13 protein-coding genes are annotated in these 15,442 nt (G+C 64.9%); 11 read left to right on the top strand and 2 right to left on the bottom strand.

The features are described 5' to 3' along the window. Positions 1-6: 6 nt before the first annotated feature. The 3 genes from SCLO_RS07470 to SCLO_RS07460 all read left to right on the top strand — a co-directional run bounded on the left by SCLO_RS07470 (position 7) and on the right by SCLO_RS07460 (position 4,218). The gene (locus SCLO_RS07470; protein WP_066522158.1) at positions 7-1,134 is read left to right on the top strand and encodes an HlyD family secretion protein; all 1,128 of its coding nucleotides are present in this window, start codon (positions 7-9) and stop codon (positions 1,132-1,134) included. After that, on the top strand, positions 1,131-2,717 hold the full coding sequence (locus SCLO_RS07465) for a DHA2 family efflux MFS transporter permease subunit (RefSeq protein ID WP_066522155.1): 1,587 nt from the start codon (positions 1,131-1,133) through the stop codon (positions 2,715-2,717). The genes SCLO_RS07470 and SCLO_RS07465 overlap by 4 nt, the downstream gene beginning before the upstream one ends. Before the next feature lie 133 nt (positions 2,718-2,850). Further along, on the top strand, positions 2,851-4,218 hold the full coding sequence (locus SCLO_RS07460; RefSeq protein WP_407695316.1) for an IS701 family transposase: 1,368 nt from the start codon (positions 2,851-2,853) through the stop codon (positions 4,216-4,218). On the opposite strand, the gene SCLO_RS07455 is transcribed toward SCLO_RS07460, so the two are convergent. Beyond that, on the bottom strand, positions 4,159-5,118 hold the full coding sequence (locus SCLO_RS07455) for an IS481 family transposase (RefSeq protein ID WP_096362068.1): 960 nt from the start codon (positions 5,116-5,118) through the stop codon (positions 4,159-4,161). The two genes, SCLO_RS07460 and SCLO_RS07455, sit on opposite strands and share 60 nt — an antisense overlap. Before the next feature lie 336 nt (positions 5,119-5,454). On the opposite strand from SCLO_RS07455, the gene SCLO_RS07450 reads away from it, so the two are divergent. From SCLO_RS07450 to SCLO_RS07435, 4 genes are all read left to right on the top strand, one after another. Next, positions 5,455-5,655, top strand: a complete 201-nt coding sequence (locus tag SCLO_RS07450) for a hypothetical protein (protein ID WP_066521750.1) — start codon at positions 5,455-5,457, stop codon at positions 5,653-5,655. 18 nt (positions 5,656-5,673) lie between these two features. Beyond that, on the top strand, positions 5,674-6,237 hold the full coding sequence (locus SCLO_RS07445; protein ID WP_066521752.1) for a hypothetical protein: 564 nt from the start codon (positions 5,674-5,676) through the stop codon (positions 6,235-6,237). A gap of 573 nt (positions 6,238-6,810) precedes the next feature. Next, positions 6,811-7,275, top strand: coding sequence for an RNA polymerase-binding protein DksA (gene dksA, locus SCLO_RS07440; protein WP_066521754.1), 465 nt, complete (start codon positions 6,811-6,813; stop codon positions 7,273-7,275). A gap of 72 nt (positions 7,276-7,347) precedes the next feature. Beyond that, complete coding sequence (locus SCLO_RS07435; protein WP_066521757.1) at positions 7,348-7,713, top strand: PilZ domain-containing protein; 366 nt, start codon at positions 7,348-7,350, stop codon at positions 7,711-7,713. A 210-nt stretch (positions 7,714-7,923) separates the two neighbouring features. Here SCLO_RS07435 and SCLO_RS07430 read toward each other — a convergent pair whose 3' ends face one another. After that, on the bottom strand, positions 7,924-8,082 hold the full coding sequence (locus SCLO_RS07430) for a YdcH family protein (protein WP_083949224.1): 159 nt from the start codon (positions 8,080-8,082) through the stop codon (positions 7,924-7,926). A gap of 189 nt (positions 8,083-8,271) precedes the next feature. Between SCLO_RS07430 and SCLO_RS07425 the strand changes: the two genes are divergently transcribed. The 4 genes from SCLO_RS07425 (at position 8,272) to SCLO_RS07410 (ending at position 15,372) form a co-directional block, all read left to right on the top strand. Then, positions 8,272-8,451 (top strand): YdcH family protein, encoded by a 180-nt coding sequence (locus tag SCLO_RS07425; RefSeq protein WP_066521780.1) that lies wholly within the window; start codon positions 8,272-8,274, stop codon positions 8,449-8,451. Between the two features lie 99 nt (positions 8,452-8,550). Continuing rightward, entirely contained in the window at positions 8,551-9,030 is a 480-nt protein-coding gene (locus SCLO_RS07420) for a DUF1465 family protein (RefSeq protein WP_066521761.1), read from the top strand. Positions 9,031-9,130: 100 nt separating this feature from the next. Beyond that, a complete protein-coding gene (locus tag SCLO_RS07415; RefSeq protein WP_083949222.1) occupies positions 9,131-11,188 on the top strand; it encodes an autotransporter assembly complex protein TamA in 2,058 nt (685 codons plus the stop codon). Further along, positions 11,188-15,372, top strand: coding sequence for a translocation/assembly module TamB domain-containing protein (locus SCLO_RS07410; protein WP_066521763.1), 4,185 nt, complete (start codon positions 11,188-11,190; stop codon positions 15,370-15,372). Before SCLO_RS07415 ends, SCLO_RS07410 begins: the two co-directional genes overlap by 1 nt. The last annotated feature ends 70 nt before the right edge of the window (positions 15,373-15,442 follow it).

Below are 15,442 nucleotides of genomic sequence, written 5' to 3'. Positions count from 1 at the left end.
CCTGACATGACAGATAGTGACAGCCCGAAAAACACGCCTTCCATCGCCAGGATGCGGCCCGGCCGCCGCCGCCGGTTGCTTGTCGCCGGTTGCGGGCTGGCTCTGGTCGCGGCCGCGGGTTTTGGCATTCATTGGTGGGTCAAGGGGCGGTTCCTGGTCGAAACCGACAACGCCTATGTGCGGGCGGATGTCGTAACCATAGCGCCGCGGGTCGCGGGCGTGATCGCTGCGCTCGCCGTCGCCGACAATCAGCGAGTGCGCGCCGGGGATATTCTCGCCCGGATCGACGATCGCGATTACAGGATGAAAGTGGCAGAGGCCGAAGGCGCGCTTTCGGCCGCGCAGGCCGCTGTCGTTGCCCAGCAGGCGCGTATCGCCAATTTCGATGCCCGGAAGATGCGTCAGCGGAGCCTGATCGCGCAGGATATGGCTGCTCTTGCCGCACGGGATGCGGAAGCGCGCCTCGCCACCCTCGACTACAGACGCCAGTCGTCCCTTTCCCGTCAGGAGGTGACGAGTGCGCAGATGTTCGAGACGGCTCAGGCCGACAGCCGCAAAGCCAACGCGAATCTGGCCGAGGCGCGGGCGAGAGCATCGGCTTCCCGCGACATGCTGTCCGTGCTGACGACAGGGCGGGACGAAGCCGTCGCCGATCTGGACAAGGCGCGCGCCGCCGTGCGGCAGGCTCAGGCGGCACTGGATGCCGCACAGCTCGATCTGGAACGCACGGTCATCCGCGCGCCCGTTTCCGGGCAGGTGGGACAAAGAACGGCGCGGGTCGGGCATTATGCCGAAACCGGCGCGCCGCTGATGGCGGTGGTGCCGGCAACGGCCTATATTGTAGCGAACTACAAGGAAACGCAGACGGAGCGTGTCCGTCCCGGCCAATCGGTGACGATCGCCGTGGATGCCTTTGGCGGCGCCACTCTCAAGGGGCATGTCGACAGCTTCGCCCCCGCGTCGGGCGCGCAATTCGCTCTTCTGCCGCCCGACAATGCGACCGGCAATTTCACGAAGATTGTCCAGAGGATGCCGCTGCGTATCCGCATCGATCCGGGACAGGCGCGCGCCGCGATGGTGCGGCCGGGCATGTCGGTGGAGACCATCGTCGATACGCGCGGTGATCGCCGATGACCGCGACAGCACAAGGCGAGCGCAGGGAGGGCCCGGACGATAGCGTGCCGCTGCGGGCGTGGGTCGCGGTTCTGGCGGGAGTCGTGGGTTGCTTCATGGCGGGCATGAACGTGCACGTCACCAACGCCTCGCTGCCCGATGTGCGGGGATCGCTGGGCGCATCCTTCGAGGAAGGTTCCTGGATCACCACGGCCTATCTGGTGGCGGAGATCATCGTCATTCCGATGGCGGGCTGGTTGGTATCGGTCTTCTCCATGCGCCGGGTGCTGATGGTCGGAACTGGCGGCTTCGTGCTGTTCTCCATTGCCTGTTCGATGGCGCCCGACATCGGGACGATGATTGTCGCCCGCGCATTGCAGGGTGCGTTCGGCGGGGTGCTCATTCCGCTCTCCTTCCAGATCATCGTCAGCGAACTGCCCCCCTCCCGGCACCCCTTCGGCATGGCGCTGTTCGCGGTCGCGAACAATGTGGCGCAAGCGGCCGGTCCGTCGCTCGGAGGGTGGCTGACCGACGCCTATAGCTGGCGCTGGATCTTCTATCTCCAGGTTCCGCCCGGCCTGTTGCTGCTGGCGGCCATCGGTTGGGCGACGCCGCGCGCCCCGGCGGCGCTGGACAAGCTGCGCGGCGGAGACTGGGGTGGAATCATCGCCATGGCGTTGGGCCTCTCCGCACTCCAGATCGTGCTGGAGGAAGGCGGCCGCAAGGACTGGTTTTCATCGAACTGGATCGCTTCCATGGCAGCGGTCGCCGTGATCGCTCTTGCCGCCTTCGTGGTAATCGAGCTTCGGCAGCGCAATCCCTTCATCAATCTGCGTCTGCTTGGCCGATATAATTTTGGCCTCGCCAACCTGATGCAGTTCACCTTCGGCGCAATCGTGTTCGGGGTCGTCTTTCTCGTTCCCAATTATTTTGCCGATGCGCATCACTATAACGCCAGGCAGATCGGCCTGACTATGATCCCCTATGGCCTGATCCAGCTTGTCATGTCCTTCGCGACGCCCCGGCTGATGCAGTGGACCAGCGTGCGCACGATCATCGTCCTGGGCTTCGTCATCATGGCGGCCGGCTGCCTGATGAACATTCATCTCGATGGCGATGCCGCCGCCAATGTGATCGTGCCCTCGCTGGTCGTGCGCGGGATCGGCCAATCCTTCATTGTCGTGGCGCTCGGGGTGATGGCCGTGCAGGGACTGGAAAAATCGGAACTGGGTTCCGCTTCGGGTCTGTTCTCGACCGTGCGCAATGTCGGCGGCGCGATCGGCATTGCGATCGCCGGACAGATCGTCGTCGAGCGTGAGAAACTGCATGCCGCCCGTATCGGGGAGGCCATCAATCCATTCTCGCCTCTCTTTCAGGAGAGAAGCGTCGAAATGGTCAGATTGCTCGCCCATCGTCCTATCGAGCGGGCTACCGCGCTCCATGACCCGGCGGCCGCACCCCTGCGGGAGCAGGCGCTCGCCATCATCAATCAGACGATGGGGCGGGAAGCATTGCTGCTGGCCTATAGCGATGCGTTTCTGATCGCGGGCATATCCATGCTCGCCTGTGCGGGGGGCGGCCTGTTCCTTCGATCCAGGAAATGACGTACATGCTTCACTCCTGAAAATCCTGAATGTCCACAGACCTTAGCACTACTTTGGCAGAAGTGTAATTTTTGGGATTCCCTGCGGGGGAAATGCGTGATTCATGGGAAGCCAGCTTTGATGGAGGCTGGCGATGGAAGAGGATTGGCAGCGGGATCTCGAGCATTGGCTTGCGCCGTATCTGCAGAAGTTGGGTAACAAGACGCGGCGTCGGATGTGCCCGGCCTACATCGCCGGCTTGATTGGCCCCGGCGATCGCAAGAGCATCCAGCCCATGGCGGCCCGCGCAGACGCGCTCAGCTATGACCGGCTGCATCATTTCATCGGTGCCGGGATCTGGGATAGCGCGCCGCTGGAGGCGAGGTTGTGGCGGCAAGCGGATGAGTTGGTCGGTGGCGACAAAGCCTGGCTGATCATCGACGACACAGCCCTTCCCAAGAAGGGCAAAGCCTCGGTCGGGGTCGCGCCCCAATATGCTACGGTACTGGGCAAGAACGCGAACTGCCAGACGCTCGTATCGGTGACCCTGGCTTCGGGGGAGGTGCCGGTCATGCTGGGTTTGCGGCTATACCTGCCAGAAAGCTGGACCAGCGACACGGCCCGGATGGAGAGGGCTGGCGTGCCCAAAGATTCCCAAGCCTATCGCACGAAGCCCGACATCGCCATCGAGGAGATCGACCGGGTCATTGCTGCCGGTGCGCGCTTCGGCTGCGTCCTGGCCGACGCCGGCTATGGCTTGTCAGGGCCGTTCCGGCAGGCGCTCAGTGCACGAGGCTTGCGCTGGGCCGTTGGTATTCCCCGGCACCAGAAGGTCTTTCCTGCCGACGTGCAGTTGATCTTCCCGGTAGCAGGACGTGGGCGACCACGAGTTCGGCATGTGCCCGACGTCAAATCCCGAGCAGCCTATGCCATGCTCGAAGATGCGAGATGGCGGCAGGTCAGTTGGCGCCGAGGGACCAAAGGCCGCCTGGCGGCTCGCTTTGCCGCCATGCGTGTGCGTATCGCCGATGGCGCGCCACAGCGGATCGGAGCTGCTGGTGCTCAGCATATGCCAGGCGAAGAGGCTTGGCTGGTGGGTGAGCATCGCTCGAACGGCGAGCGAAAATACTATCTCTCCAACCTTCCCTCCGACACCGCGGTCAAGGACGTCGCTGGCGCTATCAAGGCGCGCTGGATCTGCGAACAGGCGCACCAGCAGCTCAAGGAGGAACTCGGCCTCGACCACTTCGAAGGACGATCATGGACAGGGCTGCATCGCCACCTTCTCATGACAATGATGGCCTATGCCTTCCTGCAAACACGAAGTTCCGCTTTTGCCGGGAGCCGACCCGCGCGAACGGCGGCTATTCTCGTATCCTGTTCCAGATTCGACGTTCGCCTATCGGCCAGTACGGGGCGTCCTGGCGGGCAAAGCAGCCGGTCTGCAGCTGAGAGCGAGAAACTAGTTGTTCAGTCCCGGCATCTGGTGGATTGGGTTGACGATGAACCGTTCTGGCTCTGACGTCCAGATCTTGGCGATGTATTCGTAGGGTGTGAGCCCGCTGAGCGTTTTGAGCCTTCGGGCGAAGTTGTAGGCGGCCATGAAGTCAGCGAGGTGCGTCCGGAGTTGCTGATGGCTGTCGTAGTGGAAGCGTTTGACGGTCGCCTCCTTGATGGTCCGGTTCATCCGCTCGACCTGGCCGTTGGTCCACGGGTGGTTCGGTTTGGTGAGACGATGCTCGATGTCGTTTGCCTCGCAGATCATGTCGAAGCGCATCTGGCGTGACCATGCGGTGTTACGGTTGCGCGGCTGCTCGGCGAACTGGATGCCATTGTCCGTCAGGATCGTGTGGATGCGGTAGGGCACCGCTTTCAGCAGGTGTTCGAGGAACTCCCACGCCGTTCGGCGATCCGCCTTGTCGACGAGTTGCGTGACGGCGAACTTGCTGGTGCGGTCGATGCCGACGAACAGGTACAGCTTGCCTTCTGCAGTTTGCACTTCGGCAATATCGATGTGGAAGAAGCCGATCGGATAGCGTTTGAAGCGTTGTCGCTTTGGCTTGTCACCTTCGATGTCGGGCAGGCGAGAGATGCCGTGTCGCTGCAGGCATCGGTGCAGCGCCGATCGTGTCAGGTGCGGGATCGATGGTTGCAGGGCATAAAGACAGTCATCGAGCGGCAGCAACGTGTGTCGACGGAACGCCACAACCATTGCCTCCTCGGCCTCGGACAGGGTGGTGGAATGAGGGGCCTTCGGCCCGGTCTTCAAATCCTCGACCGTCGCCCGCTTGCGCCACTTCGCCACCGTCTTCGGGTTGATCCCCAAATCCCGGCTCAGCGTCGCGAGCGAAGCTTGCGATCGCTGTATTGCTGCTCGGACGGCGTGCGTGGTCGTGGCGCTCCCGTGACGTACCTGTCCCATAAGGCTTCCTTCCATTCCAACGAAAGGATCGCACCATCAAACCGTGGGATCAAACAACTAGGTGATGATGTCATCAGAAAATATTTCGTCGAGAATGGCAGGTTTATTATGCCTGATTACGATAATAGGCGCACATCTTGAATTAATTTTAGCATTCCATCGCTATGGACGAGACTCAATCAGGGCCTTCTTCTCGTATTTTTCGGGAAGAGGTCCCATGTCGCGGCCGCCCGTCAGGCGGCCGCGCTGGCCTTTCGATCGGCGAAGCGGCGGCGGGCGATCAATGCGATCGCGCCCGCGCCAAAGAGCAGGACCATCGGTGGCGCGGGAACGTCCGTGCCGCCGGTGCTGCTGGAGCTGCCGCCCGAACTGCTGGAGGAGGACGAACTGCTCGACGAGGAGCTGGAGGAGGAACTTGAACTGCTGCTCGTGGTGCCGAAGCTGGACGATCCGCCGTTCGACGAACTGCTGCTGGACGAAGAGGAACTGCTGGACGAGGAACTGGACGATCCGCCGCTGGACCCGGAGGAACCGTGATGGCCGCCGCTCGACCCCTTGCCGCCGCTCGAACTGCTCGACGAACTGGAGGAGGACGAGGAAGAAGAGGATGACGACGAACTGGACGAGGAGGAACTGCTGACGCCCGACGAGGTGGAGACATTGCCCGATGAGGTCGAGACGTTGCCCGATGAAGTGGACACGCCGCTTGAGGTCGACACGTTGCCGCTGGATGTGGAAACGCCGCCCGTGGATGTCGAGACGCCGCCGGTCGAGGTGGAAACTCCGCCGGTCGAGGTAGACACGCCGCCGGTGGTCGAACTGGTCGAGCTGCTGATGCCGCCGGTCGAACTGCTGGTGGAGGAAATGACGACGGAACCGCCGCCACCGCCACCGCCGCCTCCGAAGAAGCCGCCGATGAACCCGCCGCCGCCGAAACCGCCGAAGCCGCCGCCCATCACGACCGGAACGGCCGATCCGCCCGACATCATCGGCATTTCAGGGACAGGCATGGGCGCGGGCAGGGGAATGGGAGCCGCCTGTGTCGTGACGGTCACGGTGGACGGCGCGCAGGCGGTCACGGTCTTGACGACCTTGCGCTTCACCGTGCGGACGGCATAGCGCTTCCTGGGCGCGGCCTTCACGCTCTTGGTGCTCTTGACCATCGCCGGACGCGCGTTATCCGCGACGTGGACGGCGCCGCCGCCGATGATGGCGCCGCCGCAGGTGCAGGCGCATAATTTTGCCAATGCCATCCGTACCGACATAGGTTCACTCTTATCCTTTTAACCCCTGGTCCCCCGTCGCCGGTCTGGCCCGGTGAAGGGGGCGGCGGGTTTTCCCTATGTGCAGGAACGCAAAATAAAGCGTTAACTGCAACGCCGTTAACCCTGATTGTCGCGCCCAAGTCGAGGAGATTTACCGTATCGGGTGGCCCGATATGGTTAACGTCCCACTATGGAACAGGCGTGGGCGGGGAAGTGAATCCCGCTTGCCCGGGGTGACCCCGCGCGGCGCCTTCCGGAGGGACTCGGCGGATGTCCTGCCCCGGTGGAAAAACGAATGGACTGAGGGCATTGGCGCACGGCGAATGTTCGCTTGTGTCGGTCCGCGCCCATGGCTATTAGGGCGCCCACCATAAGGAATGGCCTCCCGGCCCTTTCAGCGCCGGGGCCCATCGAGTCGGAGAGCCAGATGGCATCGGTTTTGAATTCCGAGAAGGACGGCGACAAGCCGCCGAAATCGGCTGTAACACTCCCCCCCGACTATCGCCCGTCGCCGGATGAGGAATTCATGAACCCGTTGCAGCTGGAATATTTCCGGCAGCGCCTCTGGGCGTGGAAGAAGGAAATCCTGGCCGAAGCGGAAGGGACGCTGGCGGTGCTCCAGAACGAGCCGCTGCGCGAGCCGGACCTCAACGACCGCGCGTCGAGCGAGACGGACTGGTCGATCGAACTGCGCACCCGCGACCGGCAGCGCAAGCTGATCTCCAAGATCGACGCCGCCCTGCGCCGCATCGACGAGGGCGAATATGGTTATTGCGAAGTGACCGGCGAGCCGATTTCGCTCGGTCGCCTGGAAGCCCGCCCGATCGCGACCATGACGGTCGAGGCGCAGGAACGCCATGAGCGGCAGGAAAAGATTTCGCGCGACGATTAGGGGATTAACATTTTATCCATGTGCCGGTGGCAATGACCTGAACTTTCAACAGGTAATGTGACAGGTCGGCCGATGGACATGGATCAGGATGGTTTGGAGCGCGGCCCGGCCAGAACGTCGCCGCGGGACAGCCTTTTTCTGCTGACCAATCTGGTCCGGGATGACGGGATGCCGCTGTGCCAGGCGCGCGTCCGCAACCTGTCGGCCACCGGCCTGATGGCGGAATGCGAACGGCGCGTCGCGGCCCAGACCCGGCTGACGCTGGAACTGCGCGGGGTGGGCCGAGTGGACGGGCAGGTCGCATGGGCTCATGGCGAAAGGATCGGCGTGGCGTTCGACCGGCCGATCGACCCCCGGCTGGTCCGACGCCCGGTGGGAAGCGGCGAGGGACATGTGCTGCCCGATTATCTGCGATGGCAATCGGTTCGGGGGCGTTGAAGCCTGGTTTGCGTCGTCGTCCGTCGGAATGGGGATATCAGGCCTTCGACAGGATCAGCATGAAGGGATGAATGACTTGCCTGGTCAATGGCCGAACCAGCCCGCCTTTTGCCGCCCGTCCCGCTCCAAATAAAAAGCCCCGTGCGTGACGGGGCTTTGTCTTCCGGGCTTCACCTCCATCCGATGAAGCCCGTCATGACGGAATGGCGCTTAGTGCTGCGCGGTCATTTCCTCCTTCAACCTTAATTTCTGCTTCTTCAGCGACGCCACGAGCGATGCGTCCGGCATCGGCCGACTCGTCTCCGCCTTGATTCGGGCCTCGAGTCCGGCGTGCTTGGCTGAAAGAGCGGAAATATGGCTGTTTTCCATGACATTCTCCTTACGAGGGTGATGGATGACGAAGTAGATCATGAATCGCCCGGCTTGTCTCGCGGGGATTCGGGCTTTGCGATGGCCCGTCCCGAAATTTGCGATGGCCCGCATGGCCGGGGCGGGTTATCAACGATCCGTCGTTGAATGGGGTTCTGGGAAGCGGATGCGGTGAGCCGGGAAGACATCATGCGTCGATTGGAAATGCTGCGGGTGGAGCATCGCGACCTCGACGGCGCGATTTCCGCCTTGGTCGAGTCGGGAGCGGGCGACCAGATGCAGGTCGCCCGGCTGAAGAAGCGCAAGCTGCGCCTGCGCGATGAGATGGCGATGCTGGAGGATGCGCTGGTGCCGGACATCATCGCCTAGGGCTTGCGGGGGTGCGCCGACCGCCCCTGAATGGGACAGCCGCAGTATGGGGCGCGGGGCGGGACTGACAAAATGCCGGGAATGTGCCAGTCAGGCGCGATGGGGAAAGCTGCATCGCTCGATCGGGGACTTCACCAGCGTCTGGTGGACAGCCTGTATGTCGAAGCCATGGTCATGGCGGACGAGGCGCGTTCCTATTTCGATTCCGACGCCTTGCCCGGCGACCTGACCGGCGATCCGTTGCAGCGGGTCGCCTTCGCCTGCGAATCGCTGAAGGTGACGACGCGGCTGATGCATGTGATCGCCTGGCTGTTGAGCCAGCGGGCGTGGCAGCGGGGCGAGATCGGCGACGCGGACATGCGCGATGAGAAATACCGGTTGGGCGCGGCGGCGCAGAGCGATCCGGCGCTGGTGGCGGATTTCCCTTTCGCGGCGCGGTCGCTGGTGGAGGCGAGCCAGGAGCTTTATGAGCGGGTGGCGCGGTTGCAGGGGCGGATCGACCTGATGCGCCGTCCGGACGGGAAGGAACCGCAAAGCCCCGCACGGGCGTTGATGGACCGGTTGAACACATCCTTCTGAAAAAGGCGGCGGGCTGAAAAAGGCGGCGGGGCGACGGAATGATGCGGCGGGCCTGCTTCTTGGCTGGCATTGTCCGGGGCATATGGGCTAGATCGGGTGCATGACCAACGGCTTGCGGAACCGACGCCGCTTCTCAGGCTGCCCGCATGTCGCTCGGCTCGTCCTTGCGCCCTTGCTGCTGGCCGCGCCGGGAACGGTCCGCGCCCAGTCCGCGCCTCCCGCTCCCGAGCCGGTGGAGGAGCAAGCGCTTCCGCTCGATCCCATGCCGGATATCGGCGTCGACTGGCCCGACATGGGGCAGCCCGACAGGGTGGAGCCGCTGCCTGCCGAGCCGCAGGCCGAGGCGGCCGATCCCGATGGCGCGGTAGTGGTGGAAGCGCCCGATCTGGAGGCGCAGCCGGTCGAGCAGAGCCCCGCCTTCACCGATGCGGGGGAGGAACGGCGCTACAGCGTGGCGCTGCACGGCGTGGAGGGGATCGCGGACGATCAGTTCAACCTGCGCTTCAAGGAATTGTCGGCCCTTTCGCAGGGCGAGAAGCGGCGCGCCAACCTGGCGCAGATCAACCGGCGGTTGAAGGAAGATCGTGATCTGCTGGACCAGTTGCTGCGGGCCAAGGGCTATTATGCGGCGCGCATCCGTGGGTCCGTGTCGCCGCCGCCTGCGGGGAGCGACCGGCTGGCGGTGCGGTTCGACGTGGTGCCGGGGACGCAATATCGATTGTCCTCGGTCGACCTGATGGGGCTGGAAGGCACAGGTCCGCGCGAGCCGAAGCTGCGGGAGGCTTTTCCGGTCAAGGTCGGCGATCCGGTGGATGCGGACAGGATCGTGGCCGGGCGCGATTCGCTGTCCACGGCGCTGGCGGAGAATGGTTTCCCCTTTGCCAAGGTCGATGAACCGGAGGTGCGGATCGACCATGAGGAGCGCAAGGGCGATCTGGACATCGTGGTGACCCCGGGAGGCTACCGGACCTTCGGCCATATCGTCCTTAACGAAAACAAGCTGTTCAATGCGCGGCACTTGCAGGAAATCGCGCGCTTCGATCCGGGCGATCCCTATATGGCGTCGGATGTGGAGGATCTGCGGCGCGCCATCGTGGCGACCGGCCTGGTGTCCACGGTGACGTTGAAACCGCGCGATGCGGGGGACGGAGAGCATGTCGACCTGGACGTGGAGGTCCGGTCCGCGCCGCTACGGACTATTGCGGGGGAACTGGGCTATGGCACGGGCGAGGGCTATCGCGCGGAGGTGAGCTGGCAGCATCGCAACCTGCTGCCGCCCGAAGGCGCGGTGACGCTGCGTGGGGTCATCGGCACGCAGGAGCAGACGGGGAGCGTGCTTTACCGACGCAATAATTTCCATCGGCGCGATAATGTGCTGACAGGGCTGCTGTCGGTCAGCAACATCAAGCGCGACGCCTATGATGCGCGGACCATCACCATCGCGGCCGGGCTGGAGCGGCAGACGAATATCCTGTTCCAGAAGAAATGGGTGTGGCGCGTCGGCACGGAACTGGTGGCGTCGGATGAAGCCGATTTCTTCAGCGGCGGGTCGCGCCGGACCTTCTTCATCGGGGCGGTGCCGCTGAGCCTCACCTATGACGGCAGCGACGACCTGCTCAATCCGACGAAGGGTTTCCGGCTGGGCGGGCGGCTGAGCCCCGAATTATCGTTCCAGAGCGGCACTTTCGGCTATGCGCGGGTGCAACTGGACGGCAGCGTCTATCAGCCGATGGGCGACCGGGTGGTGGTGGCGGCGCGGACGCGGTTCGGGACGATATTGGGATCGAGCGTGGACCGGATCGCGCCGTCGCGGCGCTTCTATGCGGGCGGCGGCGCGTCGGTGCGCGGCTATGGCTATCAGAAGATCGGGCCACGCTATGGGCCGGATGACGATCCGGTCGGGGGCAAGAGCCTTGCGGAGTTTTCGCTGGAGGCGCGGGTGCGCTTCGGCGATTTCGGCGTGGTGCCCTTTGTCGACGCGGGCAATATCTCCACCAGTTTCCTGCCGCGATTCCGGGATTTGCGGATCGGGGCGGGCATGGGCGTGCGCTATTATAGCAGCTTCGGACCGATCCGCGTCGATGTCGGCACGCCGCTCAATCCGCAAAAGGGCGATCCGAAGATCGCGGTCTATGTGTCGCTGGGACAGGCTTTCTGATGGCGGAGGAACAGCCCCTCGACACGGCCCGGCCGTCCAAGCTCCGCCGGGCATGGGACGGGCGGTGGCAGCGTTGGGTGACGGCTGTGCTGGGGGCGTTGCTGCTGATCGCCGTGGGAGCGCTGGTCTGGCTCGATACGCCTTCGGGTCACCGCTTCCTCGTGTCGCGGATCGCCGGCATCAGCCCGCCTTCGGGGCTGCGCATCCGGGTCGAGCGGATCGACGGCAGCATCTATCGCAAGGCGGTGCTGCACGGGCTGGAACTGTCCGATCCCAAGGGGCGCTTTTTCGACGCGCCGAGGGTGGAGCTGGAATGGTGGCCCTTTGCGTGGCTGTCGAACCGGCTGGACATAGACCGGCTGGCGATCCCGCGCGCCACGCTGCACAAATTGCCCAAGCTCAATCCGAGCGAGCGGGAAGGGCCGATCCTGCCGGGTTTCGACATCCGCCTGATGGAATTGTCGGTGGGACAGTTGGCCATCGACCGCAGCGTCGCTGGGCGGGCGCAGGTGGCGACGCTGAGCGGCGACGCGGATATTCGCGGCGGCCGCGCCATCATCGACCTGTCGGCGCGGGTGCTGGGCGGCGAGGATGCGCTGAAGATCGCGCTCGACAGCCGCCCGGATGACGACAAGTTCGATCTGGAAGTCATCATGAACGCGCCCAAAGGCGGCGTGCTGGCGGCGATGGCGGGATTGAGGCAGGACGCCAATCTGCGGGTGCATGGCAAGGGAAGCTGGACACGCTGGGACGGGCAGCTTGCCGGGACGCTGGACGCGCAGCCGGCGGTCGCGCTGGACCTGACCGCGCGCAAAGGCCACTATAGCGCAAAAGGGTCGATCGAGGGACCGGCCATGGCGGGCAATGGGCTGGTCGAGCGGCTGTCGACGCCGCGCCTGTCGGTGCAGGCGGAAGGCGGCATGGAAAACCGGGTGATCGACGGCACTTTGTCGCTGCGGTCCGCCGCCATCGACCTGACGGCGGACGGCGCCATCGACCTGCGCAACAATGCGCTCGACAATATGCTGGTCGATGTGAAGCTGGCGCGGCCTGAAGCCTTGCTCAAGAATATGCGCGGGAGCGACGTGGCGGCGCGCATACGGCTGGATGGGGCCTTTGCCAGTCCCGGCTACGAATATCTGCTGACGGCGAAACAGCTTATCTTCGACAAGACCACGATCAGCGACCTACGCGCCGATGGCAAGGGGCGCAAGGCGAAGAACGGCCCGGCGCTGATCCCCGTGCGCCTGCGGGCGCGGCGGCTAGATGGGCAGGGGGAACTGGTCGAGGGGATATTCCGCAACTTCGCGCTGGACGGCGTACTGCAACTCAAGGGGCAGCAGATCGTCAGCAATCCGATGACGGTGCGGTCGGACAGGCTCAGCGGCAAGCTGCTGATGATGGCGGACCTCAAGACCGGGCGCTATGATTTCGGGCTGGACGGACAGATCAACGGGCTGCTCATTCGCGGGCTGGGCGTGGTCGACCTGACCTCGAAACTGCGGGCGGCGCCGGGGGCGAAGGGGGAGTTTTCCCTGAGCGGCCATGCGCTGGCGCGGATGCGGCGGCTGGACAACAGCTTCCTTCATTCGCTGGGCGGCGGATTGCCGACGCTGCGGAGCGGACTGGCTCTGGGGGCGGACGGGCAACTGGCCTTTAACGACCTGCATGTGCAATCGCCGCTGCTGGTGCTGGACGCGAAGGGTTATCGCAGGCGCGACGGGACGGTGCATTTCGAAGGGAGCGGGCGGCATCAGCAATATGGGCCGCTGAACGTGACGCTGGACGGGCAGATCGACCGTCCGGCGGTGGACCTGCTGCTGCATCGGCCGATGGATGCGCTGGGGCTGCGGGAGGTGAAGGCGCGTTTCGATCCCGATGCGACCGGCTATGCCTTCACGGCGGAGGGTGGATCGACGCTGGGGCCGTTCAGCGGCAATGGCGCGATCCTGCTGCCCGAAGGTGGCCAGGCGATCGTGCGCGTGGCAAGGCTGGCCGTGTCGGGCGTGACGGCGAGTGGCGATATCCGGCCCGTGACGGGTGGGCTGGACGGGCAACTGGCCGTTGCCGGGCCGGTGACGGGCACGGTCGGTTTCAAACCCGTCAAGGACGTGCAGCAATTGCAGCTTCAACTCGCGGCCAGCCGCGCGCGTTTTGACGGGCCGACCGTCATCGCCGTCATGCGGGGCAAGCTGGACGCAGTGATCCTGCTCGATCCGGAGGGCACCTCCATCGACGCCACGGTGCAGGCGCAGGGCCTGCGGGTGGGCGGCATCTTGCTCGGCCGGATGGCGGGCAATGCGAAGCTGGTGGACGGCAGGGGCACGGTGCGCGGCAGCCTTTCGGGGCAACGCGGGCGGCTCTTTGATCTCCAGGGCGAGGCGCAGGTGGAGCCGGACCGCATCCGCCTGACGGCCGGCGGGACAGTGGACGGCAAGCCGATCCGCCTGACGCGCGCAGCCGTGCTGACGCGGACGGAGGAGGGATGGCATCTGGCGCCGGCCACGATCGGCTTTGCCGGGGGATCGGTGCAGTTGGGCGGCGATCTGGGGAGCGAATCCGTTGCGATCGAGGCGCGGATGCAGGCCCTGCCGCTGTCGCTGCTGGACATCGCCTATGACGATCTGGGGCTGGGCGGCGTGGCGACGGGGACGCTGAGCTATGCCAAGCCGCGCGGCGGGATGCCGACGGGCAAGGTCGAGTTGCGGGTGCGGGGACTGTCGCGGTCCGGCCTTTCGCTGAGTTCGCGGCCGGTGGATGTCGGGGTCAATGGCGTCCTCAATCAGGACCGGCTGGCGACGCGGATGCTGTTCGTGTCGGACGGGCGCACCATCGGGCAGGCGCAGGCGCTGATGACGCCGCTGGGGCAGGATGGCAGCCTGATCGAGCGGCTGAACCGCGCGCCCTTCTTCGCGCAGATGCGCTATAATGGCGCAGCCGATACGCTTTGGCGGCTGACGGGCGTGGAGATCGTCGACATCGTGGGGCCGGTGAGCATGACGGCGGACGTGCGCGGCACGATGGGCGAGCCGGTGATCGCCGGGACATTTTCCACCGACAATGTCGCGATCAACAGCCCGGTGACGGGGATGCGGCTGAGCGGCGTCAAAGCGCAGGGGCGCTTTTCGGGCGATCGGCTCTTTATCTCCAGCTTTGCCGCGACGGCGCGCAATGGCGGATCGGTGACGGGCAGCGGCTCCTTCACTTTCAAGGGCACGGCGGGCGTCGGCATGGACCTGGCGTTGCAGGCCGACAATGCGACGCTGCTGGAACGGGACGACCTGGCGGCCACGGTGACGGGGCCGATCACGCTGCGGTCGGACGGATCGGGCGGCACCATCGGGGGCGACCTGAAACTCATCAAGAGCCGCTTCACGCTCGGCCGCGCCGCCGCCGCCGCGCAGCTTCCGCAACTCAAGGTGGTGGAGATCAACCGGCGGGGCGAGGAAATGGAACGGGTGCGCAGCAACGTGCCCTGGGCGCTCGCGATCAAGGCGCAGGCGCGCAACCGGCTGATGGTGACGGGGCTGGGGCTGGACAGCGAATGGCGGGCCAATCTGGATCTGGGCGGCACCGTCACCAATCCGGCGATCGCGGGGACGGCGCGGCTGGTGCGGGGCGATTATGAATTTGCCGGCCGGCGGTTCGACCTTCGCGAAGGGCTGATCCAGTTCGATGGGAAGACGCCGGTCAACCCGACGCTGGACATCACGGCGGAGGCCAATGTGGCGGACCTGACCGCTTCGATCCATGTGGGGGGCACGGGCCTCGCGCCGGACATCAGCTTCACCAGCGTGCCCGCGCTGCCGCAGGATGAATTGCTCTCCCGCATCCTGTTCGGCACGTCGATCACCAACCTGTCCGCGCCCGAAGCGCTGCAACTGGCGTCGGCGGTGGGATCGTTGCAGGGCAATGGCGGGCTCGATCCCATCAATGCGGTGCGGCGGGCGGCGGGGCTGGACCGGCTGCGCATCATCGCCGCCGATCCGACACAGGGGCAGGGCACGTCCATCGCGGCGGGCAAATATCTGACGCGCAAGACCTATGTGGAGCTGATCACCGATGGGCAGGGCTATTCGGCGACGCGGATCGAATATCAGGTCACGCGCTGGCTGTCGCTGCTGGGAGCCATTTCCACGCTGGGCCGCGAAAGCGCGAACGTGCGCGTGTCCAAGGATTATTGAGCGGCGGGCCGTTCCGCTTCGTCGCGATTGACGCACGGCTCCGGGGCGAGGTGCTGCCAGATGTGACATA

Origin of the sequence: Sphingobium cloacae (assembly GCF_002355855.1) — a bacterium.
GTDB lineage: Bacteria > Pseudomonadota > Alphaproteobacteria > Sphingomonadales > Sphingomonadaceae > Sphingobium > Sphingobium cloacae.
This window is presented reverse-complemented; position numbering and strand designations above follow the sequence as displayed.

What these genes read in the sequence shown, in the direction of transcription:
- SCLO_RS07465 (WP_066522155.1), top strand. Translation starts at nt 1,131, where the DNA reads ATGACCGCGACAGCACAAGGCGAGCGCAGGGAGGGCCCGGACGATAGC.
- SCLO_RS07470 (WP_066522158.1), top strand. Translation starts at nt 7, where the DNA reads ATGACAGATAGTGACAGCCCGAAAAACACGCCTTCCATCGCCAGGATG.
- SCLO_RS07425 (WP_066521780.1), top strand. Translation starts at nt 8,272, where the DNA reads ATGCGTCGATTGGAAATGCTGCGGGTGGAGCATCGCGACCTCGACGGC.
- SCLO_RS07455 (WP_096362068.1), bottom strand. Translation starts at nt 5,118, where the DNA reads ATGGGACAGGTACGTCACGGGAGCGCCACGACCACGCACGCCGTCCGA.
- SCLO_RS07435 (WP_066521757.1), top strand. Translation starts at nt 7,348, where the DNA reads ATGGACATGGATCAGGATGGTTTGGAGCGCGGCCCGGCCAGAACGTCG.
- SCLO_RS07415 (WP_083949222.1), top strand. Translation starts at nt 9,131, where the DNA reads ATGACCAACGGCTTGCGGAACCGACGCCGCTTCTCAGGCTGCCCGCAT.
- SCLO_RS07410 (WP_066521763.1), top strand. Translation starts at nt 11,188, where the DNA reads ATGGCGGAGGAACAGCCCCTCGACACGGCCCGGCCGTCCAAGCTCCGC.
- SCLO_RS07420 (WP_066521761.1), top strand. Translation starts at nt 8,551, where the DNA reads ATGGGGAAAGCTGCATCGCTCGATCGGGGACTTCACCAGCGTCTGGTG.
- SCLO_RS07430 (WP_083949224.1), bottom strand. Translation starts at nt 8,082, where the DNA reads ATGGAAAACAGCCATATTTCCGCTCTTTCAGCCAAGCACGCCGGACTC.
- SCLO_RS07460 (WP_407695316.1), top strand. Translation starts at nt 2,851, where the DNA reads ATGGAAGAGGATTGGCAGCGGGATCTCGAGCATTGGCTTGCGCCGTAT.
- dksA (WP_066521754.1), top strand. Translation starts at nt 6,811, where the DNA reads ATGGCATCGGTTTTGAATTCCGAGAAGGACGGCGACAAGCCGCCGAAA.